The organism is Vibrio sp. 10N.222.52.C3, assembly GCF_041474195.1.
GTDB classification, from domain to species: Bacteria; Pseudomonadota; Gammaproteobacteria; order Enterobacterales; family Vibrionaceae; genus Vibrio; species Vibrio crassostreae_C.
On record NZ_JBFRTQ010000041.1, the window covers coordinates 27953 to 53830 of the forward strand.

Consider the following 25878-nt stretch of genomic DNA (forward strand, 5'->3'; position numbering starts at 1 on the left):
TCGCACACATGGTCAATGGAACAACCAAAAACATCTATTTGTTAAGACATGGCAAAGTCGAAGGAAAAGCTGCGCTCAATGGTTTATCTGATGTGCTGGTCAACTCTGATCTTCAAGAACAGATATGTGAGGCACTAACTACACAAGACATTACCTTTGATAGCGTGGTTAGCTCTCCACTAAGACGATGTGGTGATCTCGCGAGCTTGTTTGCAGAGCGTATGTCTGTGCCTTTATCAGTTGCATCGGGTTTTCAGGAAATGAACTTCGGTGAAGTAGATGGTGTCCCATTTGATGAACTTGAAGACAAGTGGGGAATGTTAGAAACCTTTTGGAAAGACCCTGCTAATCATCAATTAACTGGCGCAGAAAGTTTACAGAGCTTCCACGACAGAGTAACTCAAGCTTGGTCGCAACTTTTGAATGATTCAAGTGACAACATATTGTTGGTTACTCATGGTGGTGTGATTCGCATACTGCTAGCGCACTGCCTTAATATTGATTGGAAAAACCCGAGTTTGTACTCGAAGTTATCGATAGAAAACGCATCGATAACGCATATTCAAATCACTCAGTTTGCGCAGAGCTTTATCAGCGTTAAATCGATAGGGATACCTGTTCTCTGAGTGTTCAAAAAACACAGTTTAAGAATTAACAATCTTTTAGATCTGTAAATAGAAACAGAAATATAAATAGAAGTATAAAGCGGCGTTCACAGCCGCTATACCTGATTGGTATTACTACCTACGTGAAAGGAATTTAGTCATGACAACACCAAGTTGGGATCTAAGCATTGCTTATAGCGATCTTAATGATGCAAAAATCGAACAGGACATTGAACTCATTCAGCAGTGCATTGAGCTGTTGAACCTACACGTTGAAAAGCGTCATATCATTCTAGCGATGCAAAACGCGATTCAGACTTCAGAAGCGGCAGGCACGTTACTGAGTACAATCAACACCTTCGCTAATTGCCACGCATCGGTCGACGCGACACACACAGAAGCGAAAGCATTGCTTGGTCGTGTAGCGAAGCTGAACTCTGAAATGTCTCAAGCGTTCAGCCCTTACGAAGATACGCTAATTCACGCAGAACCAGAATTTATTGATGCAGTATTAGAGCATGATAGTGCGGACGTAGCAGGGCAGCGCTTTGCGATTGAAAGCTCTCGTAAGTTATCAAGCAGCCGACTCAGTGTTGCTGAAGAGCAGTTATTGGCAGCGATGAAGGTTGATGGTCGTGACGGATGGGGTCGTTTATACGATAACCTAACCGGATCTTTAAAACTGTCGCTAAAGCTGGACGGTGAAGAGGAAGCCCTAGGCTTTTCACAAGCCGCGAGCCTGTTGTACGGCAGCGAATTCGACAAACAAGAACCAGCATGGCGCGCGGTTCAAGGTGCGATGAAAACGCACCAAGAGTCTTTTGCTTCGATTCTAAATGCATTGGCGGGTTGGCGACTGACTGAAAACAAAAAGCGTTCGAAGATTAGCGATGTGCATTTCCTAGATCCAAGCCTACACGGCAGCCGCATTGTGCCAGAAACGCTAGACACCATGATGTCGGTAGCGAAAGCTAATCGAGCTGTTGGTCAGAAAGCAGGTTTGTTAATGGCAAGAGTTCACGGGCTAGATGAAATGAAGCCTTGGAATCACTTAGCTGCGATGCCGCCGCTGGGTGACGCTGAATCTAAGGTTTACCCATTTGATGAGGCGATCGACGTGATCAAAACTGCGTTCGCTGAAGTAAATCCAGAGATGGCTGATTTTGTCGCTTTGATGGTTGATAATGGTTGGATTGATGCCGCACCAGCAGCCAACAAACGTTTAGGCGCTTACTGCACCAAGTTTGCTGCTACACGCACTCCGCTTGTGTTCATGACATGGAGCGGTAGCCGCTCAGATTTAATGACATTGGCACACGAGTTAGGCCACGCGTTCCACAACTGGGTGATGAAAGACATGCCGTTGTGTCAAACACGCTACCCAATGACGCTAGCAGAAACCGCTTCGATCTTTGCTGAAAATATCGTTCGAGACCATTTGTTAAAACAAGCACAAACACGTAATGAGAAACTTGAAATGCTGTGGGAAGAGCTTTCTTCTTCTTTGGCATTAATGGTGAACATTCCCGTTCGTTTTGAGTTTGAAAAAGCCTTCTACGAGCAGCGTGAAAAAGGCGAGCTAACGGCTCAGCAGCTGTGTGACTTGATGGAAACGACTTGGAAAGAGTGGTATGGCGATGCAATGACAGAAGCTGACCCTTACTTCTGGGCGAGCAAACTGCATTTCAGCATCTCTCAAGTAAGCTTCTACAACCACCCATACTTGTTCGGTTACCTGTTCAGTAAAGGTGTTTACGCTCAGCGCGATGCGAAAGGTGAGCAATTCTACGGCGATTACGTTTCGTTACTTCGTGATACGGGCAGCATGATGGCGGAAGAAGTCGTTCAAAAGCACTTAGGAATGGACCTGACTCAAGCTGATTTTTGGCAACAAAGCATCGACATGGTCAAAGTTCAAATCGATGAATTTGAAAGATTGCTCGATCAGGAAGATTAATTGATCTCAATCTGTTCATAGCAGGTAAGAGCTGTGTTAGCTTACGTGGCTCTTATCTTGCTGGCATAACCTGAGATAAGCCTAAACAACCAAAAGTCTCTTTAAATAGAGAAAGTTATTTGGAACAGATGTCGGTTAGTAAAGTCAGCAGGTAATATAAAAATATATGGGTAGTATTTGTGAGTGATAACGGAGTTTCTGTTGATAAGTGCGATCCTAGCAACACAATTTCTATGTACAATTTATTAACATACGGCCGTGCAATTAAGGAGTAGCGCATGACGAAGACCCTCTTTCGCCAATCATTTCTTTTTGACAGCCTAGATCTTGAGCAAGAAGTGTTTGCAGGACAGACCGTACTGGGTAACGGTGTTCAAATTAAGCTTCATCAACGCGGTGTCTTGGAAGTGATTCCCGCGGATTTTAATTCTGAAACCAAGAACATCATTTTTTCAACCGGTGTTCATGGCGACGAAACTTCACCAATGGAGCTGATCGATAAGCTCATTGAGGATATTGAAACAGGTTTCCAAGTAGTAAACGCGAGATGCTTGTTTATCATAGCTCACCCAGAAGCCACTAACGCGCATACTCGTTTTCTTGATGTGAACATGAATCGTCTGTTTGATGAAAAGCAGTACGAGAGCAATCGAGAAGTGGATATCGCGAAGAACTTGAAGTTCTTGGTGACTGAGTTTTACAAAGAAACGGAACCTGCCACTCGTTGGCATCTAGATTTGCACTGTGCAATCCGTTTATCTAAGCATTACTCGTTTGCAGTGAGCCCTAAAGTTCGCCACGAAGTACGCAGTAAAGAGCTGTTTGATTTCATTAACAGTGCGCACGTGGAAGCAGTGTTGTTGTCAAATGCGCCAACCAGTACATTCAGTTGGTACAGTGCTGAAAACTTCGAAGCGCAAGCACTGACAATGGAACTAGGGCAGGTCGCGAGAATTGGTGAGAACCAACTTGATAAGCTAACGGCTTTTGACTTGGCGATGCGTAACTTGATTGCTGAAGTTGAGCCAGAGCATTTACCTAAGCGAACCATCACTTATCGCGTGAGCAGAACCATTGTTCGTTTACATGATGACTTCGATTTCATGTTCTCAGATTCTGTAGAGAACTTTACCGCGTTCAAGCACGGTGAAGTATTCGGTCATGATGGTGATAAACCGTTAATGGCTAAGAATGAAAACGAAGCGGTGGTGTTCCCTAATCGTAATGTTGCTATCGGTCAACGAGCAGCCTTAATGGTGTGTGAAGTTGAAACGCGATTCGACCATGGTCAGCTTGTGTACGATTAATATCGACTCGGGTTTAAACGACGAAAACAACCGCTCAACTGGTTGAAATATCAAGGTTCACATTACGGTGTGAGCCTTGAGTTTATTTGGGGATACAGGTAAGGTTACGCGAACATTTTCAAAGTAGCTTGATATGGATTTCCAACAACTTCTTCACCAAAAACAGCGCAAATGGACTAGAGCCATTTATCTGATGGCAGCACTGCTTGTCGCGCTGAGTGCAATTTACCTAATGGTTGGCGATCTCTTCATTTCCCCTCTGGACACCTTGTCCACGTTAGAACAAAAACTACTGATTGATTTACGCTTACCTCGATTATTAGCAGCTATTGCTATCGGGGCAGGGCTAGCAGTATCTGGCGCAAGCTTACAAGTCTTATTAGGCAACGTATTGGCTGAGCCCGGTGTGCTCGGTATTTCTGGTGGCGCAAGCTTGGCGATGGTTATCGTACTGTTCTTCTTGCCGTTTGCTCCTACACCAGAACTGTTCATGATTGCCGCCGTTTTAGGCTCGCTCTGTTTCACCGTGATACTGGTGAGCATGGTAAAAACGATGCGACTCACCACGGCTAAATTACTGCTGGTGGGTGTCGCGTTAGGCATTCTTTCTGGCGCGATGGTGACATGGGCGTTCTATTTTAGTGATGACTTAAGTCTACGCTTATTGATGTATTGGCTGATGGGCAGCTTAGGTGGCGTCACTTGGTATCAACACTCGCTCACGTTGGTGATGATCCCCGTGATTATTTGGCTGTGCCTGCAAGGTAGTAAGCTAGATAAGTTAATGATTGGCGAAACGCATGCCGCACAGTTAGGCGTAAACGTACCGAGATTACGTTGGCGTCTAATCTTTGCTGTGTCTATTTTAGTAGGTTGCGCAGTAGCGTTAGGTGGCGTGATCAGCTTTGTGGGTTTGGTGGTGCCACACTTACTGCGTTTAGCGATTGGTACTGACAACCGATACCTTCTTCCTTTGTCTGCCGTGGCTGGTGCAGCATTGCTGGTATTTGCTGATATCTGTGCAAGAACCTTATTAGATTCCGCAGAGCTGCCTTTGGGTGTGATGACCACCAGTATCGGTGCGCCTATCTTCATTTGGATGTTAATTAAAAATCATGATTCAAATTAAGAGCCTGAGCGTCGGCGCTCGTTTATTACCACTATCATTTGAGCTCAAGCAAGGGCAGGTGACTCACGTTATCGGCCCTAATGGCAGCGGTAAAAGTACCTTGCTCGAAGCGATATCTGGAATTGGTGATGGTTACAAAGGCGATATAAAGATCGACGGGCAGGATTTGTCGGAGCTGTCTTTACAAGATTTATCATTGCATCGTGCTTACTTGTGCCAAAGCGCAAGGCCAGCCTTCAACTTAGAAGTGTTCCAATATCTTGCATTGTCACTGCCAAGCTCCTCACACGGCCTTGATGCTGAAATCAACGCAGCTTTGGAAGAAATCAGCCAGATGCTAGACATTGCAGACAAACTTCATCGCTCAATTCAGACACTGTCTGGTGGTGAATGGCAACGCGTACGTTTGGCGGGAATGTGCCTGCAAATTTGGCCGACACTTAACCCATACGCGAAGCTGCTGATCCTCGACGAACCCGCAGCTCCGTTGGATATTGCTCAAGAAGCCTTGTTGTACAAGCTTATCGAACGAGTGGCTGAGAAGGGCATCGCCGTGATCATGGCTAACCATGATTTGAACAGAACACTAAGACACGCAGACCAAGTGTTGTTGCTCGATAAAGGTGTACTTCAAGCATCAGGCTCAGCTGATCAAGTGCTTACCCCTGAGCAGCTAGAGTCCGTGTTCAACACCGAAGTCAAAAGTATCTCAGTCGACAATCAGACCTATCTGCTGTTTGGTTAACTTAAGCTCATCAATACAAGGCAATCTATATGTTTAGATATATTCAACGACGACGAATCAAGAAAGTAATCAAATCACTTTCTGCAAAGTTGGTGAAAGCGTACGGAAGCAGTGACTTTTTCTCTATTGGGCAAGTAGAAACGAGTTCATGTGAATTAAGTAAGCGCCAACAACTGGTTGCCTTAGCATTGTTTGCTGATCCACAAGACCTTGCTGCTGAAATTGCTCCAGCCATTCAATTGCTGCGTAATAATGTGTCTAATGACTTCTTCGGTGGTGAGGAATATAACGCGCGTGATGTACTTAATTTGTTGGGCGGTGGCGGTTGGAAGGGCGGTCGTATGGACGATGATATGTCGAATCGATTTGGCATGAATAGCCGCTATTAGTTTAGCTCGTTCAAATTAACGTTTAATGATTTATCCATTTATAAACGTATACGCTCAATAGCTTAGCGACTTTACAGCAGTCTCAACAACGTAATAATAATGATGATAAAAAGCACTCAATATCATTATTTATGCGAGCGTTTCACTCCAATTAATTCAATGAAAAAATACCTTCCTAGCGATCTATTTTCTTAGGGAATGCGTAATTTTTGTCGGTAAAAATTGATAATTCGAACCAATATCACCTATCTACAACGCATTTGTTTGAGTTGTGTGATGCTGATTCCTATCAATATAAAATCTGCTGTTATTGATAAAATTGACGTATATATTTTTCGTTGTTCTTTAAGTCAGAAACTATAAACCTTCGAATTACAGTGCTGGTTGGTTAGTAACCAATTGGTTTTGTGTTTAGGGTAAAATAATAGAGAGTGGGAAAGTGACAACAATAAATAATAATATTCTAAAAATAGCAGTGGGTATGGCTATGCTATCGAGTGTGCCGTCAGTGGCAAATGCTCATGGTTGGTCTGAGTTTCCAAGCGCGCGTCAGAACACGTGTTACGAGCAAGGCGGGATTTGGTCGGGTACACCACCTAATGCTGCGTGTGCTCAAGCAAAAGACATTTCGGGTTCATACCCGTTTGTTCAACGTAACGAGTACGCGAAAAATGTCCAAGATTTCAATAATATCAATGCTGTAAAAGCGGCGATTCCTGACGGCACGTTATGTTATGCCAACGATTCGCAAAAACGCGGCATGGGTGCGCCTCATACTGGTTGGACTCGTACCGAGCTAAATACTGGTACGTTTGAATATGTATTCAATGCGACAGCGCCACACAACCCTTCTTTCTGGGAGTTCTACCTAACGAAACCAAACGCGGACCTAAGCAAAGGCCTAGCGTGGGGAGACTTAGATCTTATCCAAGAAGAGGGTAACGTTCCGGTTAATGGCGGCAAGTACCGCATTAATGTCACTATTCCTTCAGACCGTTCTGGCGATGCGATTCTATTCGTTCGCTGGCAACGTGATGATGCTGCGGGCGAAGGCTTCTACAACTGTTCAGACATCACTATCGCGGGTGGCACAACCCCTCCACCAGAGCCGGGTCCAGAGCCTGATCTAGTGCGTGGTGACCTGTTTGTTTCTGACCAGTTTGGCACGCCAGAAATTGGTGATACGGTTAAATACGACATCATCAACAAGTATGGTGAAGTAGCGCGAAGCTTCGACATCGTCATTGATGCTTCAAACGTTAACGATTGGGCTCGTTTGTTAGCTTCAGAAATTAATGGCTGGCACGAAGAGTTTAAAGATGGCGCGATCTTCATTGGTGACTGGCATGCTGAAATGCAGCACTACATGTACTTCCAAAACGATCCTTCACGTAACTTCTTCAACTCAAAAGATAGCCGTGCTTCTGGTCAGTTAACGTTGATTGATGGTGGCGACGGTGGTGTTGAACCATTGAAAGGTGACATCTACGAGCTAGTGAAGAGTGACAATGTAGTCAATGCTGGCGATAAGGTTGTGATTGCAACAAGCGAAGCCGCGACATTGACTCAAACTCAAGGTTCTTCAGTAAGCATCCAAAATAACGGCACGGCTTCTATCGTAGTTGATACCACTGGCATCACTGCAAACGAAACTTTATCGTTTATGGCTAGCTCGATTGAAAGCGACAGTGTTGAAACCTTCACTTTTGAAGTAATTGCCGATGACGGTGGCGTGACACCAGACCCAGATCCAACGCCGGATCCTGATCCGACTCCTGACCCAGACCCTACGCCAGATCCAGGTACGTGGGACTCATCAGCGACTTACCTTGGTGGCGAAGTCGTGACTTACTCGAACCAGTCATGGAAAGCACAATGGTGGGTTCAAGGTGGTACTAACCCTAAAGCGACTTACGAAAATGACAAATGGGGCGTTTGGCGTCCAGCTCAATAACTCCATAGGTTTCACGATATGGGCACACCTGAGGTGCCCATATCTAATGACCTCGAGTTTAACTAACCTTGATTCTACGAATTTACTTCTTCAGAACATCCAGATACATTCCTCACGTCAGCCCCAATAAAAACAATTTCATCTAACCTATTGTTAAATATTTACTATTTGTTAGTGTGTCTAGGTGCACATTGAGGATGTGTTTCATATTTAGCGAAGAAATATTAGGAGTTGCGATGAGTATTATAGTGAGACGGTCTGAACCGTCAGATGCAAAGGGAATAAAAGAAGTTTACGAATGCACTAATGCTTATACCGGTACGCTGCAACTCCCAAATCCATCTCTGGAAAGCTGGCAAAAACGAATCTCTAATATGCCTGATAACGTGTATTCGTATGTCGCGATGATCGACGATGAGATTATTGGCAACTTGGGAATGGAAGTGTGTGTGAACCCAAGAAGACGACATGTTGCTTCATTTGGTATGGGTGTTAAAGACGATGTGTTAGGCAAAGGTGTGGGTAGTCAGCTGCTCGCGACCGCGATCGACTTGTGTGATAACTGGATTAACATCAAACGACTTGAGCTAACGGTCTATACCGATAACGAAAGAGCGATCAGCCTGTATAAGAAATTTGGCTTCGTGATTGAAGGGGAGTCAGCAGGATTTGCCTTTAGAAACGGCGAATATGTAGCGGCTTATCATATGGCTCGACTGGTATAGCATTTAGCTGCAATTAACACTCGGCTACAATTAACACAAAGCTGCATTTAACACAAAGCTACAACTGACACTCGGGTACAATAAGCACACAGCTACGATTAACACAGTTAGAATTAACTGACAGATAATAAAACGCCACGTTATTTAAACGTGGCGTTTGCTATTTTAGTGAGCTGCTCGTTTTAACAGCTTCATACTCAGTGCAACTTAAGCCGTTAGTGGCTCAAGGTTCGCAGGGCGGTAGTGTACTGATTTTAGTACTTTACCTTGGCGAACTGTCTTGCCTTCAGATACGAAATCTTCCGCACACTTAGCGATGATGTATTCGCCTTTTTGAACCGCCATCAGCTTGATGTTCTGCTCAGCATAGAAAGCTTCTGTTTCAGCGTATTCAGTTTCGTTGCGACATACTTTGCTCATGTTGCTTGAGTGTACTTCGTCCCAGCAAGGTAAGAAGTCAATTGAGCGGTTTTTAGAAACATTCAATAGCAGGTCGATCAGGTAGCTGATTGCTAGGTTGTCTTCAACCTTAGCTTGACCAAGGTGAACCAAGCGTCCCATCAAAACATAAACGCTGTCTACAATAGCGTCCGCTTGTTCGATTTTTGAGTCAGCTTCTGCAAGTTCTGTTAGTTCTTCGATCGCTAGAGAGGTGTGTAGCGTATCGCCTTTTTCGTCCATTGTTTCAGGAGCAGCAACAGGCAGATCAAAAGTACTGCGGAACTCTTCAATGTCGCGGTAAAGGTGATCGTAGATTTCTTGGCTTAGTTGAGAAAGGTTCATTTTCCTATCCATTCTGTTTCGTTAATGGATTATTTTACCAAAGCTAGGAATAGGGTGCTAACGCAAAGTCGAAGAAGTCGACTTTTATTCATTGGACCAATGAGGTATTTTGCATACAAACTAATTGATTATTATGTTTTTTTACACTTTACTCTTCTTAATATACCAAATGTTGATGTTGCCATTAACTTCGGCAGCAGTGGGACCCCATTTATGAACCAAGCCAGTGAAAGCGAAATTGTTATACGTCGCTTGTATCAAATCACCAATGATTACCGGAAGGGCTTCGATATTCAGATCGCTCAGCTGCTTATCATGGGGCTTGAACGCTTCAACCTTGATATCGGTATTTTATCTAAAGTCGAGGGTAATACTTACTTAGTTGAACACTCTGTCACACCTGAAGGGGTTGAGCTCAATAGTGGCGATATCTTCGATTATCGTTCAACCTATTGCGAAATTACCTGTAAATCGATTGGTCCTATCTGCATAGAGCATTGTGGCAAACACGATAAGTATGCGACGCATCCCGCTTACCAGTCTTTTGGTTTAGAGTCTTATATTGGCATCCCGATTTTCGTTAATGATGAGCTTTATGGCACCTTAAATTTTTCAAGCCCGGCTCCTTATCATCGTGAATTCAAAGAGTTCGATATCGACGTTATGAGGTTAATGGCCTCATGGATCGAAGTGGAACTGGTTAGAAGACAGCAAGAACGAAAACTCAAAGAGCTGAATGAGAAGTTAGAGTACCAAGCTCTGTATGATCCTCTGACCCATTTGCCAAATAGACGTTGCTTGTTCAAAACGTTGAATGCAGAAGTGGAGCAGTTAAAAGGATCTTTAGGAAAGGGAACCTTGGCCGTTGTCGACATCGATTTCTTTAAACAGGTCAATGACACTTATGGCCACCAAATGGGTGATGTTGTTTTAAAGAAAGTGGCGAACGTGCTGAGCAATAACACTCAAGAAGGTGAGTTTGTGGCGCGTTTTGGTGGTGAAGAGTTCATTCTTTGGTATCCAAATAAAACACCAAGTTGTGTTGAAGATAAGTTCATGACTCTTTTACAAGAGATGAAGAAAATCACACTGGATAGAAAGCCAGTCACTATATCAATCGGTGCGTGTCATTTTGAGTTGAGTACAGGGGATACCAAAGGGGAAAGGGTGTCGGCGTTAGATAAGCTCATCAAAGTTGCCGATGAATGCCTGTACATTGCGAAACAAAATGGACGAGATCAGTTCATTTCCCGTCCATATCATCAAGAACGCTCAGGAATATAAGCCATCTTGTTAGCGATTAACTGAACTATTAGCTGAACAGGTAAGGGAACAGTTGACGACGTTCTTCCGGTGTTAAGGATTCAACTCTCGCGATGTTGGTATCAGGAATCGCTTCAGGGTTAGGGTAGTGCTTCAACACTTTTTCCATACTCGCTTCACGAATCAAATGGTAAACCGGATACGGAGAGCGGTTAGTTAGGTTTTCATCGTCTTCTGGATCTGCACCACCAAAGCAATAGTCTGGGTGGAAGGTTGCCACTTGGTAAATGCCTTCCCAATCTTCTTGCTTGATCAACGCTTCAATCCAATCAATGAACATGTTGTAGTCGAAGAAATCTTGCAGCATGTTAGGTACAACCACTAAAGTTGTCTCCAACTCGGCGACTGGCGTGTTATCTAACTCTACGAAATGCGTCATGATGTCTTGCAACAACGTTTCTTCCGTATTTGCTTCACTCACAAAGATCTTAATCTGTTTATTACGTTGTGGCTTGGCTGCGAATGGACACAGGTTTAGGCCAATAACGACATCGTCTAACCACTGTTTTACTTGGTCGTGGATGGTTTGAAGATCTGTGCTTTGAGTGTTCGACATAACAGGTTCCGAAATGAAATTTTGCGTAGGATATCAGAACGGACGTTAATCAAAAGCAATAATTGAGTTACAACCTCAGTCGTACTTATGCTTGTGCGAGTTTAGAGGCCGATACTTGAAGTTGTTTTAATTGGTAGACCCAAGCAAATATCGCAACATAGAAGATTGAACCGCCCGCAATCACGCCATTCCAACCGAACAGTTGCCAGCAATACAAGAGTAAGAAACCACCTAAGCTCCCGCCAATATAATAGTGAACCAAGTAAAGTGCGGTTGCTGTCGCCTTAGCGCTCGGCGCTTTTTGACTTACCCAAGAGTAGGCAAGGGTATGGGCGAAGAACGCGCCGCCACTAATCAATAACAAGCCTGCTAGCATGAACGGGACTTTGTCGACGGCAGAAATTAGCATTCCGATTAAGCTAATACACACGCCCATCAATATACCGTTTAACGGGTCAAAGCGAAGTGTCCATTTGTTGGAGAGCTTAGAGCTTACCGTACCGGCCAAGTAACATAGGAATATCAGTGAAGCTAAACCAACAGGCACTGAGTGAGGTTCGGATACCAACCTAAAGCCCATTACTGAATACAGGTTAACGAATAGCGCGAAGTTAGCGCCACCAATCAACATCGCGAGCCACAAGGCACGGTTTCTTAAGTGCATCACAACCGAGCGGTTGTGATGAAAGAACAGCCCTTTTTGAGGTTTGAAGTTCTGTTGGTCAGGTAGGCGATAGGCAATAAAGAGTGCACCAAGCAATGAACCGACAACGAAAAACAGTACAGTTGCATGCCAATCGAAATAGTCTGTAATTAAGCCGCCTAATACACGTCCGAAGATTCCACCCAATGAGTTGGCCGCAATATAACCTCCAATCGCGACAGCAAAGGCTTTGGGTGTTAACTCCTCAACCATATAGGCAACCGCCACACCAGCAAACGCCGCCACAGCGATGCCCATAAATGCGCGGGCAATAACGAGTTGCAACAAGGTAGTCGTGAACACCATGCTTAACCCTATTAATGGGATAGCGAACAGACTGAACAGAATAATGGGTTTACGACCAAAGGTTTCAGAGGCAATTGCCCAAGGTACCAAGCTAATCGAAAGGCCGAGTGTTGTAGCAGCAAATAACCAGTTGATCTGAGTTTCAGATACTTGGAAGTGCTCCGCCATGTGCGGCAAGATAGGCTGAAAGAGGTAAAGGTTACAGAAAATGATAAATGAACCAATCGCCAATGATTGAGTGATACGTTTGTATTGAGGACTGCCTTTATCAAACATTTACGTTGTGCCTGCGCGAGTTAGTAAGCTATTTGTGAACAAGTTATCAGTACAGGTGTGATTAAAGAAATATATTAAAAATATCACCTCTATATATTAAATATATCGCCATGCTTGAATCAAAACCACTTCGACATTTTCTGGCTGTTGCTCAGTTTGGTAACTTCACCCAGGCGGCCAAAGCGCTGCATATCGCACAGCCTGCATTGAGTATCTCCATTAAAAAACTAGAACAGACACTAGAGTTGATTCTATTTCGTCGAGGCGATAAATCCGTCACTTTAACGGAGGAGGGCAAAGTACTGTTTGAGCATGCAAAGCGAATCGCCCAGCAGTTTGATGATGCTCAGCTCGCGATGAATGAACTAAAGGGGCTAGAAAAAGGCGAGGTTCGATTAGGCGCTCCAAGTATGATGGGCAGTTACTTTTTCCCCCAAGTAGTGATGGCATTTAAAAGCCAATACCCAAACCTAAAGTTGACCTTGATTGATGCAGGCACCGCATCTATTCGTGAAATGCTGTTAAACGGCGAACTCGATATTGGCGTAATTAATCATGAGAACGTTCCAGATGATTTGGAAACGGATCATCTGTTAAGCTCAGAAATGTTAGCTGTAGTTGGCAAAGATCACCCACTGGCAACGCAACCATCCATCACCTTTGAAGAATTTTTTGCTCAAGAGCTGATCATGTTCAAATCGGGCTACTTCCACCGCGATTTTATCGATGCGACTTGTAAGAAGTACAATCTCGATATGACCATTGCGTTCGAAACCAATTTATTGCCAATGATTCTTTCTATCGTGAAGCGAGAGTTTGCCATCACCGCGTTGCTTAGCTTGGTGACAGAATACGAGGAAGATGTCGTAGGCGTGCCATTTAAAGACCCTGTGAAACTGAACCTATCTTTGGCGTGGAGAAAGGAAGGGTATCTGTCAAAAGCAGACCGAACCTTTATTGATTTCGTTAAGCGGTATGTGTGATTTAGTAAGATTTAAATAAACAAAGCCCGAACATCCTAGATTGGATATTCGGGCTTTGTTGTATAGAAGTATGACTGGCTCAGAGCACGTTAGGTGTTCTTTGAGTTATACATCTTATCGAAGTTTTTCTGATTCCAGCCGACCATCACTTGATCGCCGATTTTAAGCACGGGGATAGAACGAGCACCCATTGCTTGCAATTCTTTACGGCCACGCTGCATCTTTGCATTCGTCAGGCGGTAAACAATTTTCTTAGAGTCTAAATACCTTTGGGCATCTTTACAGTGCGGGCATTTGTCTGCGACGTACAATACAACACGTTTCATTTTTTCATTCTCTTGGTGAATCTCGCTAAAGTGTAACGAATCCTAGGTGATTAGAAAAGTGTGATCAGTTACACTATGCGGCTCAATTTTCAAGACCACAACGTATTGTCGTGGTGTAACTTGTACGGTCTTTCAGCATGCATCCTTCTTTACGCTATATTCAAGGCTATCCTAAGCACATTCTTGATCCTGTTACTCAACTTGTAGAGTCGGGTAAATTGGTGCCTTGGTTTGAAGCTCGCTACCCAAAGAATCATGAAATAAAAAGCGAGAAAGCCCTGTTTGACTATGCGATTGAGATAAAAAATCGCTACATGAAAAAAACACCACCGATCAGCAAAGTGATTTACGACGGCAAGATACACCTAATCAATAATGCGTTAGGTCTGCATTCTTACGTTGCTAAGAATCACGGTGGAAAGATCAAATCAAAGAATGAAATTCGTATCGCCAGTGTTTTTAAAAATGCACCAGAACCTTTGCTAAGAATGCTGGTGGTACACGAACTGGCGCATATCAAAGAGAAAGAGCACGACAAAGCCTTTTACCAACTATGCTGTCACATGGAACCGGAATATCATCAACTTGAGTTGGATGCCCGTTTATTCATGATGTATTTAGATTTAAAGAAGTAGCCCAATGAGCCAATCACAAAATAGAACGACGCTAAGCCTGTCGAAAAACAGCACTTCATCAGCAAAAACAAAAGACAACCAAGCTGATGTTAAGCCAAGTACAGCTAAGCCAAGCAGCGACAAGCGTATTTCTACAAAGAACACATCTGATAAAAGCCGCAAGAATAGTGCACCTAAAGGCGCGGGCAATAACAAAGCAAAGCGACCTTTTGCAAAAGATAGCAGAGGTAAACCGGGTGCCAATAAAGGATCATCGAATAAGGGTTCTTTCAATAAAACGGCTTTTAACAAGAACGCAGCTCAGAAAAGACGCTCGGCTGAAAAACCTCAAGGTGGATTGCACCCAAGAAACCAGCACACTGGCCGCTATAACTTCGAGTTACTAGTTGCAGCCTTGCCTGAGCTAAAAGAGCATCTGATCAAGAATCCGGTTGGCGAAGACACCATTAATTTCTCTGATCCATTGGCTGTTAAGCTACTCAACAAAGCTTTGTTGGCGCATCACTATGGCGTTAAACATTGGGATATTCCTGCTGGTTACTTGTGCCCGCCAATTCCTGGTCGTGCAGACTACATTCACAGAGTGGCCGACATCCTTAATAGCGATGGCCAAGGTGAACCCTATAACCACGCGTCTGTGAAAGCATTAGATATTGGTGTCGGTGCAAACTGTATCTACCCAATCATTGGTGCGACAGAGTATAAGTGGCGTTGTACAGGGACAGATGTTGATTCAGTCTCCATCAAAACAGCGAACTTCATAGCGGAAAGCAACCCTAATCTAAAAGGTAAGATCCGCGCTCGCCTACAAGCTGACTCTGAATCTATCTTTAAGGGCGTGATTAAGGATAATGAACGTTACGATGTCACTATTTGTAATCCTCCATTCCACAGCTCTCTTGAAGAGGCTGAAAAGGGGTCACAACGTAAACTGGATAATCTAGCGGCGAACCGTGCTAAGAAAGCCGGTCAGTCATTCAAGCCTGAAACGAACAAGAAGCCAGTTAAGTTAGATAAATCAACTAAGCAAGCTAAACCAACCTTAAACTTTGGTGGTCAAAAAGCCGAGCTTTGGTGCCCAGGTGGTGAAGCCGCTTTCATTATGAAGATGGCAAGAGAGAGTCAACTTTTTGCTACTCAAGTTTTGTGGTTTACGACATTGATTTCTAAGAAAGACAACGTCGATATGGTTCGTTCAGAACTGGGCAAGCTGCGAGCGAAACAAGTGAAAGTCGTCGAGATGTCACAAGGCCAGAAGGTAAGTCGCTTTATCGCATGGACCTTTATGGACGATGAGCAAAGACAAGAGTGGATCGCGCTAAAATAGGGGCTGCACTTAGTTAAGATATTAAGCTGAAATACGGACGGGCTTGTTGTTAACGCAACAAGCCCGTTTTTTTTGTGTTTTGCATATAACCTAAGCAGAAAGCAACTCATCTAACTTACTCTGATATTTCTGCTCTAGAGCTTTGTTACCTGCTTTGTTTTCGAGATCGACCAAGATTTTAAGCGATGGAATTTGATAGCCATAACGCTGGTGGAATTTGAATAAACGGATTCGAGCGTCATTGTAATCGGCGTCACTCACTTCAATTTTTGATAACTGTAGTATCGATTTTACGCGGTTTGGATCGTGGTCAATCGCTCTGCTGAAGTAGTACTTCGCTTGGTCGGTATTGCCAGCCTTAAATGCGCAAAACGCGGCGTTTTCATAACTTGCAGACACCAAGTAGTAGTAGGGTTGGTCGATGGCGCGATTGAAGTAATTATCGGCTTGTTCGTATTCGCCCTGTTTACACAAGAAGGTACCGTAGTTGTTCAATACATTGCCATTTCTTGAATCAAGACTGAGTGCTTTGCGGTAAGTGCTTCTCGCTTCATCTACTTCACCCACTTGTTCGTAGTAATGCGCCATTGAAAGCCGAGCACGGTAGTAGCTAGGTGCGTGTTTAATCGCGAGCTCAAGGTTTTCACGCGCTCTCACCATATTGCCTTGTCCCATATAGCCCAAACCTAATTCGATTCGAGATTCAGACATCGCGATAGGATCACTTTCAATCTTTGGCGGTCCTTCAGTGACAGAGACACAACCGGCCAAGGAAAGCGAGGCAAGTAGTACCACACTTGATAACGAAAGAGGGCGGGACAACGAAATCGGATTTGAAAATGATGGCTTGGCAGGCATGTGAAGCTCCTTATGAACACCAACCCATCATATGAAATCAAACCCATTGAAGTCGTAAATCTATCATGGAATGCGACCCACACACCATAAAAAAACCGCGTCCAATTCGTCGTTTTATCAACAACATACTGAACACGGTTTATGTGTTTGTGAATCGGAAGAAAGAACTTAATCGTCTTTGGTAAAGTTGTCTTCGCTGAAATGATCCAGATCGTAAGGCGTTTGTTGGTAAACGCAGTAGTTTAGCCAGTTTGAGAACAACAAGTGTCCGTGGCTGCGCCAGCTTGCAACCGGTTTGTTGTCTGGATTGTTATTCGGGTAGTAGTTGATTGGTATCACAGGCTCCATGCCTTCACCCAAATCTCGAATGTACTCATTGTGAAGTGTGTGAGAGTCGTACTCAGGGTGACCCGTTACAAACACGTTTCGCTTATCTTTGGTTGCTGCTAGGTATACGCCTGCAACATCAGAAGTTGCAAGAACATCAAGGTCAGTATGTTCCGCTAAGTACTCTTGAGAGAAGTCCGCATAGCGAGAGTGCGGAGCTAAGAATGTATCGTCGAAGCCACGTAAAATAGGGTGGTATGGGTTATGTATCTCGTGATTATAAACACCAGACAACTTCTCTTTACGCGTGCGTTTTGGCAAATCATACAGTAATTTCAAACCAGCCTGAGCCGCCCAACACACGTATAGAGTTGAAGTAACGTGCTTGTTTGCCCATTCCATGATGGTTTTCAGATGGTCCCAGTAGATAACATCTTCAAATTGAACCAAGCCAAGCGGCGCACCAGTGATGATCAATCCATCAAAGTTTCTTCCTTTGACCATTTCAAATTGGCGATAGAAGTTATCAAGGTGTTCAGTCGGTGTGTTTTTACTTGGTCGATCATCAATGCGCAGCAGCTCTACATCCACTTGCAATGGGCTGTTCGATAGTAGGCGTAAAAATTGAGTTTCAGTTTCAATCTTCTTCGGCATTAGGTTGAGGATCAAGACTCGAAGTGGACGAATTTCCTGTGTCGATGCTCTTGATAACGGCATCACGAAGATGTTTTCTTCACGAAGAACATCGGATGCTGGCAATTGGTCTGGAATGCGAATAGGCACAGCTTTCTCCCTAAGCTAGATATGTAGACGTCTATACATCTAAATCTATAGTAGTTTGATACGCTTGTCGATATGCAAAATGGATAGATGTAAATTATTTGTGTTTTCTATCAGAAGCCATCCCTGCGCTTCGAGGGGAGTCTCATTGTATTCAGTGGTTATCGGAGTCTTGTGTAAGTAGTTGGTTTTCGGATGCTGAGCAAAGGCAGTTATCAGAGCAACTCGTTACTATTTACGATAAACTCATGTTTTCGAATTAGCCTGTAAAGTGACAGATGAAGTTAATACTCATTCGAGGGTTGCCCGGGTCTGGGAAATCAACAAAAGCAAAAACCTACGATGCATTGCATGTCGAAGCGGATATGTATTACGTGAATGAGCAAGGTGAGTACCATTTTGATCCTAGGCAGCTGCAACAAGCTCATGAGTGGTGTCAAAACACGGCTGAAAATGGATTAAAGCAAGGGCTTGATGTGGTTGTTTCGAATACCTTTATTAAGCATTGGGAAATGAAAGCCTACCGCCAACTTGCACTCAAATATAAAGCAGAATTGGTTATCGAAGTGTGCCGAGAGCAATATGGCACAATTCACGACATTGAGCCGTCAGTGATTAAGCGTATGGCGAGAGACTGGCAAGAATAGCCTCGTTCTTCCTCTGCTTGCGTGGCTGAATGGCAAATAGAATTAAATTAATAGAACAACTTCAAGGTAACGATTGAAATGGCAAAGCGCTCTGTTGTGGTCGACATGACTTCTTATGGTATCTATTCCACATGGGATTCAAAATCTAAAGATCTTCCAAAAATCCAAGAGTTCACCACCACCGTTGATGCTGAAATCGACGTAGAGTTTGGCTATATCCTGAATATCAAAAAAGCCAAAGGTGAGAAGATCCGTTACTGCATTTATCACCCAAACATCACCACAGACAAAGGTGAAGTGCTCGAACCGTTTGATGGTGAGGAGTATGTCGGTAACAATGACTGGGATTTCTACTTAGGTGACACTATCTGGGCTCCTGTCTCGAACAAGCTAGGAAAGTGGCGCATGACGGTTGAGCTAAAAGGCAACATCATCGCCGACAAGACATTCGACCTAGTAGCAAAAGACGAAGGCCAATTCTGGAAGCGTAGAGGGTTTTAGATTCGACCTTCTATGTTCACCTAAATAGCAAAAAGCCGAGCATCGTGTTGATGTCTCGGCTTTTTTCATTGTGCTAGATAGAAGTGACTACCCAACTAATGGATTCGATTATTGCGTTACGTAAGCCACAACAAACTCAGTGATTGCGACCATGTCTTTCACTGCAATGTACTCTTCAGTGGTGTGAACTTTCGCCATACCAGTAGAAAGGTTAACTGTTGTCAGGCCTTTTGCGTTGAAGTTGTTTGCATCGCTACCGCCGCCAGTGCGTTTAGTGTTCGCTGTGACGCCAAGCTTCTCAAACGCCGATTTGATAGAAAGAATGTGCGGATGATCGTCTGCAATAACGAATGCATCGTAAGCACGAGTTGATTCGATTTCTACTTCAGCGCCGAACTGCTTAGCACTTTCTTGGAATGTAGAGATCATATGTTCAACTTGAGCCGTTAGCTTTTCGCCGTTTAGAGAACGTGCTTCAGCCACGACTTTAAGCTCTGGCATTACGATGTTAGTCGCTTGACCACCTTCAACAATACCAACGTTTGCTGTCGTTTCTTCATCGATACGAAGTAGGTTCATCTTAGTGATTGCGTCTGCAGCAACCTGAATTGCGCTGATGCCTTCTTCTGGTGCTAAGCCAGCGTGAGCAGGGCGGCCTTTGATGTTAGCTACAATCTTCTGTTGGCCAGGCGCTGCGTTTACGATGGTGCCAATTGGGCCGCCTGTATCAAGTACGATTGCGTGCTCAGATTGAATGTAAGACATGTCGAAGTTCAAAGAACCGAACAGACCGCCTTCTTCGAATACAGTAAACGCAATCTCGATAGTTTTGTGCTCTTGGCCTTCTGCTTTGATGCAACGAACCGCTTCCATGATAGCTGCGATACCAGACTTGTCGTCACCACCTAGAATTGTGTTGCCTTTTGAACGGATGATACCGTCTTCGATGATTGGCTCAATGCCGATGCCTGGCGTTACTGTGTCCATGTGGCAGCTGAACACTGTGCTACCTGGAAGAGTGCCATCTAGACGAGCGTAGATGTTGAAACCGTTAGATACTTCTTCAGGAACCGCCAGTTTGTGAACTTCAAAACCTAGTTCACCGAGTTGCTCAGCCAAAGCTTCAGCAATCGCTTTTTCGTTACGAGATTCACTATCAATTTTCACTAGATCGCAGAAATGTTCTACAAGACGTTGTTCATTAATTTGGGTCATTGTTAATTCTCATTATGCTTCCGCTTGTTCAAAAAGAAGCCGCGGAGGTAGGAACAGGAAAATCACTATAACGCCAATGAGGTAGATGATTGTCTGAGTTAAATCAAGAAAGTTGCCTGATTATTCTAATTAATGAGAAAAACCCAATTCAGATCCACCAGTGCGCAGGATTTTAATCTGTATATCTGTCGGGTATAATGTTTGACCGCTCTTAAAAAACGTCAATAAAATTGGAATTCAATCAATAATGGCCCTGATAAATGAATAGAAACAATGTGTTAGGTTCATTCCTTTTCGTGGTGCTGATGAGTATTGTGCTGGGGCTGTATTTGCTCTATCCAACTTATGACGACGATTTAAAGCATATTCGCCCTGAAAACCCGAGTGTTTATAGTCCAGAGAAAGAGTTATCACTCTCTCAATATGGATCTGCGTTGATCGATATTCTCGATGTATCTCGTGGTGACCCTAATTTAGCTTCCCTACAACTTGAGGCTCTCCAAGCCAAGTTCCCAGACCAAGATAAAGCCATCTATCGTGCTTACGAATTGATGATTTTGTCCAACCTCGCGCAACATAAGTTGGATACCGAAGCGGTTTCCGAATACGTCAGGCAGATTAAAGCACTCGCACAACACGAACATATGGGTTGGCTAAAGGCCCAATCTCTCGTTGAATTGGCGATTGAATACATCAGTAAGGGTGAGCTAGCGGAATCTGAAATCCAAATCAGAGCAGCGATAGATATCGCAGAATCGCTTCACTATGAAGAGTTGTTGATTAAGGCCTATAACACGGCTGGTGTCATCAATAACATCCGCAATGACTTTCCTGAAGCTCAATACTTTTTCCATAAAGGTTTAGACCTTGGTAAGAAGTACCCTCATCACATCTACAACAGCAAGTTAGTGTCAAATATGGCACTGCTTTATATCTATTTGGAAGACTGGCCTAAAGCGCTCAAGCTGATTAAAAGAGCCAAAAAGCTCTATTACAAGAGTGGATTACTCGAAGCGTCTACCATCGGCGTGCTGCATGTGAATGAGTCTTTTGCTTATCTGCGCAGTGGTGATTTAGTCAAAGGCCGAGAAGCATATCAAAGTGCGGCTAAGCTAAATGGCGATAACGTGAGTGAACGATACAAAATCATCCTATTAAAAGCAGAGAGTGATGTGTTGTTGGCGGAAAAGAACTTTGAGTCAGCACGACAAGTCGCAAACTTGTGTCTTAGATACCCAGGCGTGGACAAATACACACTTCAATTGGGGCAGTGTTACCTAAATAGAGCCTTAGCGAACATTGGTTTGAACCGAGATAATTTTGTTTTTGCTGATCTAAAGCGATCGTCTGCAATGTTCGATGTTGTGGGGACTCGCAGCTGGAAGGTCCTCGGCTTAAGAACACTTGCTGAATACTATGATTCAAGAGGCGACAGCGAGAACGCACTTCGCTACTTCAAGCTCTATTACAAGGGTAATAAAGCGCTGCTATTTGATAAGCGCCAGAGTGATATCTTTTTACTCGAGCAAGATTTCGCTACGGCATCATTAGCTCAAGAAAACGAACTGCTTAACGCAGAAAAAGAGTTGGGTGAGCTGACATTAGATAAGCAGCAATTACGGAATCGAATCGTCGTCGCTTTGGGTATCATGGTGATGATAAGCGCCACGTTACTATTGATAAGGTTACGCTCGATCCAGAAGACCAACAAAGAACTACTTAAGCAATCAACAAGATGCGAACTGACAGGCTTATACAATAGGCGTTACTTAGAGCAACGGTTAACTCAGCCGATGCCACATCATTTGTCGTCGTTTGGGTATACGCTCGCTATTCTAGATTTAGACCGCTTCAAACAAGTTAATGACACTTATGGCCATGATATTGGTGACCAAGTGCTGGTGGAAGTCGCTAAGCGTTTAGAGAAAATCTTATCAACAAACGATGTAGTGGCAAGATGGGGTGGGGAAGAGTTTGTTTTGTTGCTGGCTGGGAATCAAGATCCTAATAAAGAGCTTGAACTGATAAGACAAGCGATCGCTGACCGACCGATTGAAACGCATTCTGGCCCATTAGAATTAACCACATCGATTGGTGCGACGACTCATCTAACGGGGCAACAGTTGAATAGCCGTACCTATAAGAAACACTTGAAATCGGCAGACGATGCTTTGTATCAAGCTAAGCAGTCAGGGCGCAATAAAGTCGTTATCATTTGAGTTCCTAAACTTAGTTAATCCCCTGCAATCAAGAAACCTGAACTTCAATAACTAAGCGAATAAGAGTGCTTATCTGAACTAATACGGCTATTTACTCTTATTCGCTTAATTCATACTGTGATTTGGCTTGGTGGGTTACTTAGCGACACCTTGAAGCATCTCAACCAATTCGCCTTCTGTCGCTGGTTCACTAGCGAGTTCAATCACTGCCGAAGCACCGCCTTTTAACATGTAGGCTTGGGTTCCGCAGTGGTCATAGTGGAACCATTTACCATCTACGCATACGTCGGTATAACATCTTGGGTCTTGTTTAAGTTCCATATCAATTTCCTTATTAACATTTGCCTAACGTTTTTCAGACTAGTTGATCACAAATCTAGGTAAATTGATCTAAATCAATCTAGAGTGTAATTGATGATTTAATTATCAAAATAAGAGAGGTGTGTCTAGCGAAGGAGCGACCTCTCGTTGGGCACTGCGCTCAAAGGTCGTGATTCTGGTTGGCAACTCTCGCTCTTTTGCTTGCCAGGTGATGCTTTTCTACATACGCTAGCTACTCTCTTAATCCCTATACAGACTTGATTGTGTTGGAAAATGACTAATATCTTTATCGTTGTAATTGTTCTGGTTGTGTTCTTTTACTTTATTCAAAAGTATGTGGTGAAACACGATGACACCAAAGACCACGCTTATCAGAAGAAAGGCGCGTTAATGTCGGCGCAACAGGCGACATTCTATAATGCGCTAAAATCAGCTGTGGGCAACCATGGGGAAGTGTTTGCTAAAGTCAGCATGTCGAACGTACTTGTTCCTGCTAAGACGAACAATAAGAAGAATTGGTTTATCACCAACAACAAGATCTCACGTAGTTACTTCGACTTTGTTGTTTGCGACCCGCGAACGCTAGAGCCCCGCGTTATTATCGAACTTGATAACGGCAAAGAGCTCAATAAAGGGAAAGTCGATCGCGAAAAGCTACTAATTCACGTGTGTAAATCGGCAGGTTTACCTCTGATTGGTGCTTCAATTAAACACAGCTACCAAGTGAGCCGTTTGAAGAGGTTACTGGCAGCCCACATCGATCTAATCGAACCATCCAAAGAAGTGCGATTTTGTAAGAAGTGTGGTAGCCCAATGATCATCAAACTGGCAAGCCAAGGCGATTACAAAGGCCGACGCTTCTTCACTTGTAGCCGCCAGCCAAACTGCACCTATACCGAAAACTACAACGTTGTATTCGATGTTGAAGAATAGTTGGTATCGATAGTAATGCATCCGGTTGGACTCGATTCAATCGCTTAGATACGAATAAGTTATACAAACTAAAAAGCCGAGCATTGATTATGCTCGGCTTTACTAATATTAAGTGGATTGGTTTAGACTAAAACGCGTAACGCATACCGAGCTGTAGCTCATCTTCGTCGTTATCGCCTTCCCCACCTTCGCCCTCGTCTAACATGTTAAACTTATAACTACCAAAGAAGGCCACATCGCCAATATAACGTGCGTATTCTAGACCGATAAAGTTAATGTCGTAATCTGCAATATCGTCAGCTTCAAAGTAGCTGTAGGTCAGGTTGACGGTGTTGACACCAAACGAGTATCCCAAGTAAGCATCGGCAGAATCGTAGTCTGAATCTTTTACGTCTAGACCTGAAATACTACCAAATTGATAGAGTGCGGCGAACCAAACCCCCTGATCGTTGGTGTACTTAACCGCACCAATATAGGCATCAGAAGTTTCTGTCCCAACGCCATAGGTTTCATCACTTGACGCATAACCGACGCCAATATCTAACCCAATCGAAGTGCTGCCGGCGACAACTGCACCGAAGCCGTCACTTTGTGCTGATTTACTATCTGAATTGAAATTGCCATCAATTTGAAAGGTGATGTTGTCGCTTGTCAGTTCATAACGTAAAACATTTTTTGCTCGATCAGCAGTCGACACCGTGTATTCATTGATATAGCCGCTGAAGGTTTCAGCCATATCCGTCCAATCGGTTAAGTAGGTAACGGCATTATTTTGGTGGCCATAATAGACGTTACCGTGATTGGTTTGAACACCCGTATATAAGAATCGAGTGTTAATGCCGATATCATCTGATGCGCCATCTTCAGACTCTGTTAGTTCGAATTCATATTTCCCAAAAAAGGAAACATCGTCCGACGCTTTTTGTGTGCCATCGACACTTAAGCGGACACGTGATCTATCACTATAGGTGCTACTATTACCAGCACTTTTATTCGCATCAGAGAAATTCCCTCGAACTTCTGCGCGGCCGCCGATATTGAATACTGTTTCATCTGTCTCATAAATGGTCGCCGCCGATACGGCAGATGTCGATAGTATGCTCACCACTGCAATGGCGATATGTGATTTTTTCATAATTTATTCCCTATTTTTCACACTTGTATTTATCGTAAACCATAAATTCACGTATAGCATTGAATTTAGATTATTGATTCCTACAGGTTATGAATATAGGCGCGCTTTACCATTATGCAAATTTCATTATGTATTACTGTGCTGTATGTATTCAAAATAGCTATGATGTGTGGGGTTGGGTTTTGAATTGCTTATAGATTGTTGCTCTTGAGGGAGATTAATTGTAGCTGATGTTTTTCGACTATAGAGTGCTATCGTATTTATGTATGTTGGTAATAACCCGGCCACTTTATATGAAAAATCCGAATTTAGTCATTGCGGCCTAGTAATTCGATGACGACGATTACAAAATCGTGGTGATTTTTATGAATGATGTATTTCAGTGAGTTACAAAGCCTCTGCGTGCCTTTCACTTATAATGATCAAAATACTACGGTAACCCAATGGGCAAGCAAAATTTTTGACACTAAATATAGGCATTGATCTATACCTGTATGGTTACTGTAAAGGCCAAGAAAAACGGTATAGACAACAAAAATCCCAAATTGAACACATTAGGTTAGTTAATTGGTTGTCATCAAGGATTAGAATTTTTTCTAACTAAACTTTGTTTTTCAGCGGTTTGACGATAATCTGGGTGTAAAATCGACATGTTGTTATGTCTTTGATTGCAAAGTGAGCAAACGAATCGCAAGATGCCAGTTAATACTTGCACCATCTGTTTATCATGGATATCATCGTTGGCGTTCTAAGGGAATGCGTCCGTAGCTCAGTTGGTTAGAGTACCGCCTTGACATGGCGGGGGTCGGTGATTCGAGTTCACTCGGACGCACCATTCCTTCTTTAGTTTTTATTGCATAACTATTGAGTTTGTCACAATGGTAGTAATAAGAAATTAGAACATCGCCCGCTT

At 43.6% G+C, this 25878-nt stretch carries 25 protein-coding genes and 1 tRNA gene; 17 read left to right on the forward strand and 9 right to left on the reverse strand.

Translation table 11 applies throughout. The features are described 5' to 3' along the window. Positions 1-8: 8 nt before the first annotated feature. The 8 genes from cobC (at position 9) to AB4517_RS08025 (ending at position 8811) form a co-directional block, all read left to right on the forward strand. Entirely contained in the window at positions 9-626 is a 618-nt protein-coding gene (cobC, locus tag AB4517_RS07990) for an alpha-ribazole phosphatase family protein (RefSeq protein ID WP_017059155.1), read from the forward strand. A 139-nt stretch (positions 627-765) separates the two neighbouring features. Then, a complete protein-coding gene (locus AB4517_RS07995; protein ID WP_372148165.1) occupies positions 766-2562 on the forward strand; it encodes a M3 family oligoendopeptidase in 1797 nt (598 codons plus the stop codon). A 278-nt stretch (positions 2563-2840) separates the two neighbouring features. Continuing rightward, positions 2841-3869 carry a succinylglutamate desuccinylase gene (locus AB4517_RS08000; protein ID WP_372148166.1) on the forward strand — a complete coding sequence of 343 codons (1029 nt, stop codon included), beginning with the start codon at positions 2841-2843 and terminating at the stop codon, positions 3867-3869. 133 nt (positions 3870-4002) lie between these two features. Further along, a complete protein-coding gene (gene btuC, locus AB4517_RS08005; RefSeq protein WP_102427811.1) occupies positions 4003-4998 on the forward strand; it encodes a vitamin B12 ABC transporter permease BtuC in 996 nt (331 codons plus the stop codon). After that, a complete protein-coding gene (gene btuD, locus AB4517_RS08010) occupies positions 4985-5743 on the forward strand; it encodes a vitamin B12 ABC transporter ATP-binding protein BtuD (RefSeq protein ID WP_136978782.1) in 759 nt (252 codons plus the stop codon). Before btuC ends, btuD begins: the two co-directional genes overlap by 14 nt. Before the next feature lie 29 nt (positions 5744-5772). Further along, complete coding sequence (locus AB4517_RS08015; RefSeq protein ID WP_102320089.1) at positions 5773-6132, forward strand: DUF6559 family protein; 360 nt, start codon at positions 5773-5775, stop codon at positions 6130-6132. Between the two features lie 487 nt (positions 6133-6619). After that, positions 6620-8086, forward strand: a complete 1467-nt coding sequence (locus AB4517_RS08020; protein ID WP_372148172.1) for a lytic polysaccharide monooxygenase — start codon at positions 6620-6622, stop codon at positions 8084-8086. 236 nt (positions 8087-8322) lie between these two features. After that, entirely contained in the window at positions 8323-8811 is a 489-nt protein-coding gene (locus AB4517_RS08025) for a GNAT family N-acetyltransferase (RefSeq protein WP_372148167.1), read from the forward strand. Between the two features lie 207 nt (positions 8812-9018). On the opposite strand, the gene AB4517_RS08030 is transcribed toward AB4517_RS08025, so the two are convergent. Further along, entirely contained in the window at positions 9019-9594 is a 576-nt protein-coding gene (locus AB4517_RS08030; RefSeq protein WP_017059167.1) for a nucleoside triphosphate pyrophosphohydrolase family protein, read from the reverse strand. A gap of 213 nt (positions 9595-9807) precedes the next feature. Here AB4517_RS08030 and AB4517_RS08035 point away from each other — a divergent pair, with 213 nt between their 5' ends. Further along, positions 9808-10878: a diguanylate cyclase domain-containing protein gene (locus AB4517_RS08035; protein WP_372148168.1), complete on the forward strand. Its 1071-nt coding sequence runs from the start codon at positions 9808-9810 to the stop codon at positions 10876-10878. Between the two features lie 28 nt (positions 10879-10906). Here AB4517_RS08035 and AB4517_RS08040 read toward each other — a convergent pair whose 3' ends face one another. Together AB4517_RS08040 and AB4517_RS08045 are read right to left on the reverse strand one after the other, a co-directional pair. Next, entirely contained in the window at positions 10907-11473 is a 567-nt protein-coding gene (locus AB4517_RS08040) for a DUF1415 domain-containing protein (protein WP_102449906.1), read from the reverse strand. Between the two features lie 85 nt (positions 11474-11558). Then, positions 11559-12758: an MFS transporter gene (locus AB4517_RS08045; protein ID WP_372148169.1), complete on the reverse strand. Its 1200-nt coding sequence runs from the start codon at positions 12756-12758 to the stop codon at positions 11559-11561. Positions 12759-12868: 110 nt separating this feature from the next. On the opposite strand from AB4517_RS08045, the gene AB4517_RS08050 reads away from it, so the two are divergent. Further along, positions 12869-13741, forward strand: a complete 873-nt coding sequence (locus tag AB4517_RS08050) for a LysR family transcriptional regulator (RefSeq protein ID WP_017065533.1) — start codon at positions 12869-12871, stop codon at positions 13739-13741. A gap of 89 nt (positions 13742-13830) precedes the next feature. On the opposite strand, the gene AB4517_RS08055 is transcribed toward AB4517_RS08050, so the two are convergent. Then, positions 13831-14067, reverse strand: a complete 237-nt coding sequence (locus tag AB4517_RS08055; RefSeq protein ID WP_016786183.1) for a glutaredoxin family protein — start codon at positions 14065-14067, stop codon at positions 13831-13833. Positions 14068-14204: 137 nt separating this feature from the next. On the opposite strand from AB4517_RS08055, the gene AB4517_RS08060 reads away from it, so the two are divergent. Together AB4517_RS08060 and rlmF are read left to right on the forward strand one after the other, a co-directional pair. Beyond that, complete coding sequence (locus AB4517_RS08060; RefSeq protein ID WP_004734935.1) at positions 14205-14702, forward strand: YgjP-like metallopeptidase domain-containing protein; 498 nt, start codon at positions 14205-14207, stop codon at positions 14700-14702. A gap of 4 nt (positions 14703-14706) precedes the next feature. Further along, positions 14707-16029 carry a 23S rRNA (adenine(1618)-N(6))-methyltransferase RlmF gene (gene rlmF, locus AB4517_RS08065; protein ID WP_017066172.1) on the forward strand — a complete coding sequence of 441 codons (1323 nt, stop codon included), beginning with the start codon at positions 14707-14709 and terminating at the stop codon, positions 16027-16029. Between the two features lie 90 nt (positions 16030-16119). On the opposite strand, the gene pilW is transcribed toward rlmF, so the two are convergent. Beyond that, positions 16120-16887, reverse strand: a complete 768-nt coding sequence (gene pilW / locus AB4517_RS08070) for a type IV pilus biogenesis/stability protein PilW (RefSeq protein WP_017065536.1) — start codon at positions 16885-16887, stop codon at positions 16120-16122. 168 nt (positions 16888-17055) lie between these two features. Continuing rightward, positions 17056-17997 (reverse strand): homoserine O-succinyltransferase, encoded by a 942-nt coding sequence (gene metA / locus AB4517_RS08075; protein ID WP_017059174.1) that lies wholly within the window; start codon positions 17995-17997, stop codon positions 17056-17058. Positions 17998-18272: 275 nt separating this feature from the next. Here metA and AB4517_RS08080 point away from each other — a divergent pair, with 275 nt between their 5' ends. Then, positions 18273-18641, forward strand: coding sequence for an ATP-binding protein (locus AB4517_RS08080; RefSeq protein WP_372142564.1), 369 nt, complete (start codon positions 18273-18275; stop codon positions 18639-18641). 78 nt (positions 18642-18719) lie between these two features. Continuing rightward, on the forward strand, positions 18720-19142 hold the full coding sequence (locus AB4517_RS08085; protein WP_019824122.1) for a DUF3859 domain-containing protein: 423 nt from the start codon (positions 18720-18722) through the stop codon (positions 19140-19142). Between the two features lie 108 nt (positions 19143-19250). On the opposite strand, the gene AB4517_RS08090 is transcribed toward AB4517_RS08085, so the two are convergent. Beyond that, positions 19251-20357 carry a M20/M25/M40 family metallo-hydrolase gene (locus tag AB4517_RS08090; RefSeq protein ID WP_017065539.1) on the reverse strand — a complete coding sequence of 369 codons (1107 nt, stop codon included), beginning with the start codon at positions 20355-20357 and terminating at the stop codon, positions 19251-19253. Positions 20358-20617: 260 nt separating this feature from the next. On the opposite strand from AB4517_RS08090, the gene AB4517_RS08095 reads away from it, so the two are divergent. After that, the gene (locus AB4517_RS08095; RefSeq protein WP_372148170.1) at positions 20618-22576 is read left to right on the forward strand and encodes a diguanylate cyclase domain-containing protein; all 1959 of its coding nucleotides are present in this window, start codon (positions 20618-20620) and stop codon (positions 22574-22576) included. A gap of 135 nt (positions 22577-22711) precedes the next feature. Here the strand turns inward: AB4517_RS08095 and AB4517_RS08100 are convergent, their stop codons facing one another. After that, the gene (locus AB4517_RS08100; protein ID WP_017059179.1) at positions 22712-22897 is read right to left on the reverse strand and encodes a hypothetical protein; all 186 of its coding nucleotides are present in this window, start codon (positions 22895-22897) and stop codon (positions 22712-22714) included. A gap of 273 nt (positions 22898-23170) precedes the next feature. Here AB4517_RS08100 and AB4517_RS08105 point away from each other — a divergent pair, with 273 nt between their 5' ends. Next, positions 23171-23830 carry a DUF2726 domain-containing protein gene (locus AB4517_RS08105; protein WP_137001053.1) on the forward strand — a complete coding sequence of 220 codons (660 nt, stop codon included), beginning with the start codon at positions 23171-23173 and terminating at the stop codon, positions 23828-23830. A 127-nt stretch (positions 23831-23957) separates the two neighbouring features. Here the strand turns inward: AB4517_RS08105 and AB4517_RS08110 are convergent, their stop codons facing one another. After that, positions 23958-24965 carry a porin gene (locus tag AB4517_RS08110; protein WP_372148171.1) on the reverse strand — a complete coding sequence of 336 codons (1008 nt, stop codon included), beginning with the start codon at positions 24963-24965 and terminating at the stop codon, positions 23958-23960. Between the two features lie 758 nt (positions 24966-25723). On the opposite strand from AB4517_RS08110, the gene AB4517_RS08115 reads away from it, so the two are divergent. Beyond that, positions 25724-25800 (forward strand) — tRNA-Val (locus tag AB4517_RS08115). Positions 25801-25878: the final 78 nt, after the last annotated feature.

What these genes read in the sequence shown, in the direction of transcription:
- cobC (WP_017059155.1), top strand. Translation starts at nt 9, where the DNA reads ATGGTCAATGGAACAACCAAAAACATCTATTTGTTAAGACATGGCAAA.
- AB4517_RS07995 (WP_372148165.1), top strand. Translation starts at nt 766, where the DNA reads ATGACAACACCAAGTTGGGATCTAAGCATTGCTTATAGCGATCTTAAT.
- AB4517_RS08000 (WP_372148166.1), top strand. Translation starts at nt 2,841, where the DNA reads ATGACGAAGACCCTCTTTCGCCAATCATTTCTTTTTGACAGCCTAGAT.
- btuC (WP_102427811.1), top strand. Translation starts at nt 4,003, where the DNA reads ATGGATTTCCAACAACTTCTTCACCAAAAACAGCGCAAATGGACTAGA.
- btuD (WP_136978782.1), top strand. Translation starts at nt 4,985, where the DNA reads ATGATTCAAATTAAGAGCCTGAGCGTCGGCGCTCGTTTATTACCACTA.
- AB4517_RS08015 (WP_102320089.1), top strand. Translation starts at nt 5,773, where the DNA reads ATGTTTAGATATATTCAACGACGACGAATCAAGAAAGTAATCAAATCA.
- AB4517_RS08020 (WP_372148172.1), top strand. Translation starts at nt 6,620, where the DNA reads ATGCTATCGAGTGTGCCGTCAGTGGCAAATGCTCATGGTTGGTCTGAG.
- AB4517_RS08025 (WP_372148167.1), top strand. Translation starts at nt 8,323, where the DNA reads ATGAGTATTATAGTGAGACGGTCTGAACCGTCAGATGCAAAGGGAATA.
- AB4517_RS08030 (WP_017059167.1), bottom strand. Translation starts at nt 9,594, where the DNA reads ATGAACCTTTCTCAACTAAGCCAAGAAATCTACGATCACCTTTACCGC.
- AB4517_RS08035 (WP_372148168.1), top strand. Translation starts at nt 9,808, where the DNA reads ATGAACCAAGCCAGTGAAAGCGAAATTGTTATACGTCGCTTGTATCAA.
- AB4517_RS08040 (WP_102449906.1), bottom strand. Translation starts at nt 11,473, where the DNA reads ATGTCGAACACTCAAAGCACAGATCTTCAAACCATCCACGACCAAGTA.
- AB4517_RS08045 (WP_372148169.1), bottom strand. Translation starts at nt 12,758, where the DNA reads ATGTTTGATAAAGGCAGTCCTCAATACAAACGTATCACTCAATCATTG.
- AB4517_RS08050 (WP_017065533.1), top strand. Translation starts at nt 12,869, where the DNA reads ATGCTTGAATCAAAACCACTTCGACATTTTCTGGCTGTTGCTCAGTTT.
- AB4517_RS08055 (WP_016786183.1), bottom strand. Translation starts at nt 14,067, where the DNA reads ATGAAACGTGTTGTATTGTACGTCGCAGACAAATGCCCGCACTGTAAA.
- AB4517_RS08060 (WP_004734935.1), top strand. Translation starts at nt 14,205, where the DNA reads ATGCATCCTTCTTTACGCTATATTCAAGGCTATCCTAAGCACATTCTT.
- rlmF (WP_017066172.1), top strand. Translation starts at nt 14,707, where the DNA reads ATGAGCCAATCACAAAATAGAACGACGCTAAGCCTGTCGAAAAACAGC.
- pilW (WP_017065536.1), bottom strand. Translation starts at nt 16,887, where the DNA reads ATGCCTGCCAAGCCATCATTTTCAAATCCGATTTCGTTGTCCCGCCCT.
- AB4517_RS08080 (WP_372142564.1), top strand. Translation starts at nt 18,273, where the DNA reads ATGAAGTTAATACTCATTCGAGGGTTGCCCGGGTCTGGGAAATCAACA.
- AB4517_RS08085 (WP_019824122.1), top strand. Translation starts at nt 18,720, where the DNA reads ATGGCAAAGCGCTCTGTTGTGGTCGACATGACTTCTTATGGTATCTAT.
- AB4517_RS08090 (WP_017065539.1), bottom strand. Translation starts at nt 20,357, where the DNA reads ATGACCCAAATTAATGAACAACGTCTTGTAGAACATTTCTGCGATCTA.
- AB4517_RS08095 (WP_372148170.1), top strand. Translation starts at nt 20,618, where the DNA reads ATGAATAGAAACAATGTGTTAGGTTCATTCCTTTTCGTGGTGCTGATG.
- AB4517_RS08100 (WP_017059179.1), bottom strand. Translation starts at nt 22,897, where the DNA reads ATGGAACTTAAACAAGACCCAAGATGTTATACCGACGTATGCGTAGAT.
- AB4517_RS08105 (WP_137001053.1), top strand. Translation starts at nt 23,171, where the DNA reads ATGACTAATATCTTTATCGTTGTAATTGTTCTGGTTGTGTTCTTTTAC.
- AB4517_RS08110 (WP_372148171.1), bottom strand. Translation starts at nt 24,965, where the DNA reads ATGAAAAAATCACATATCGCCATTGCAGTGGTGAGCATACTATCGACA.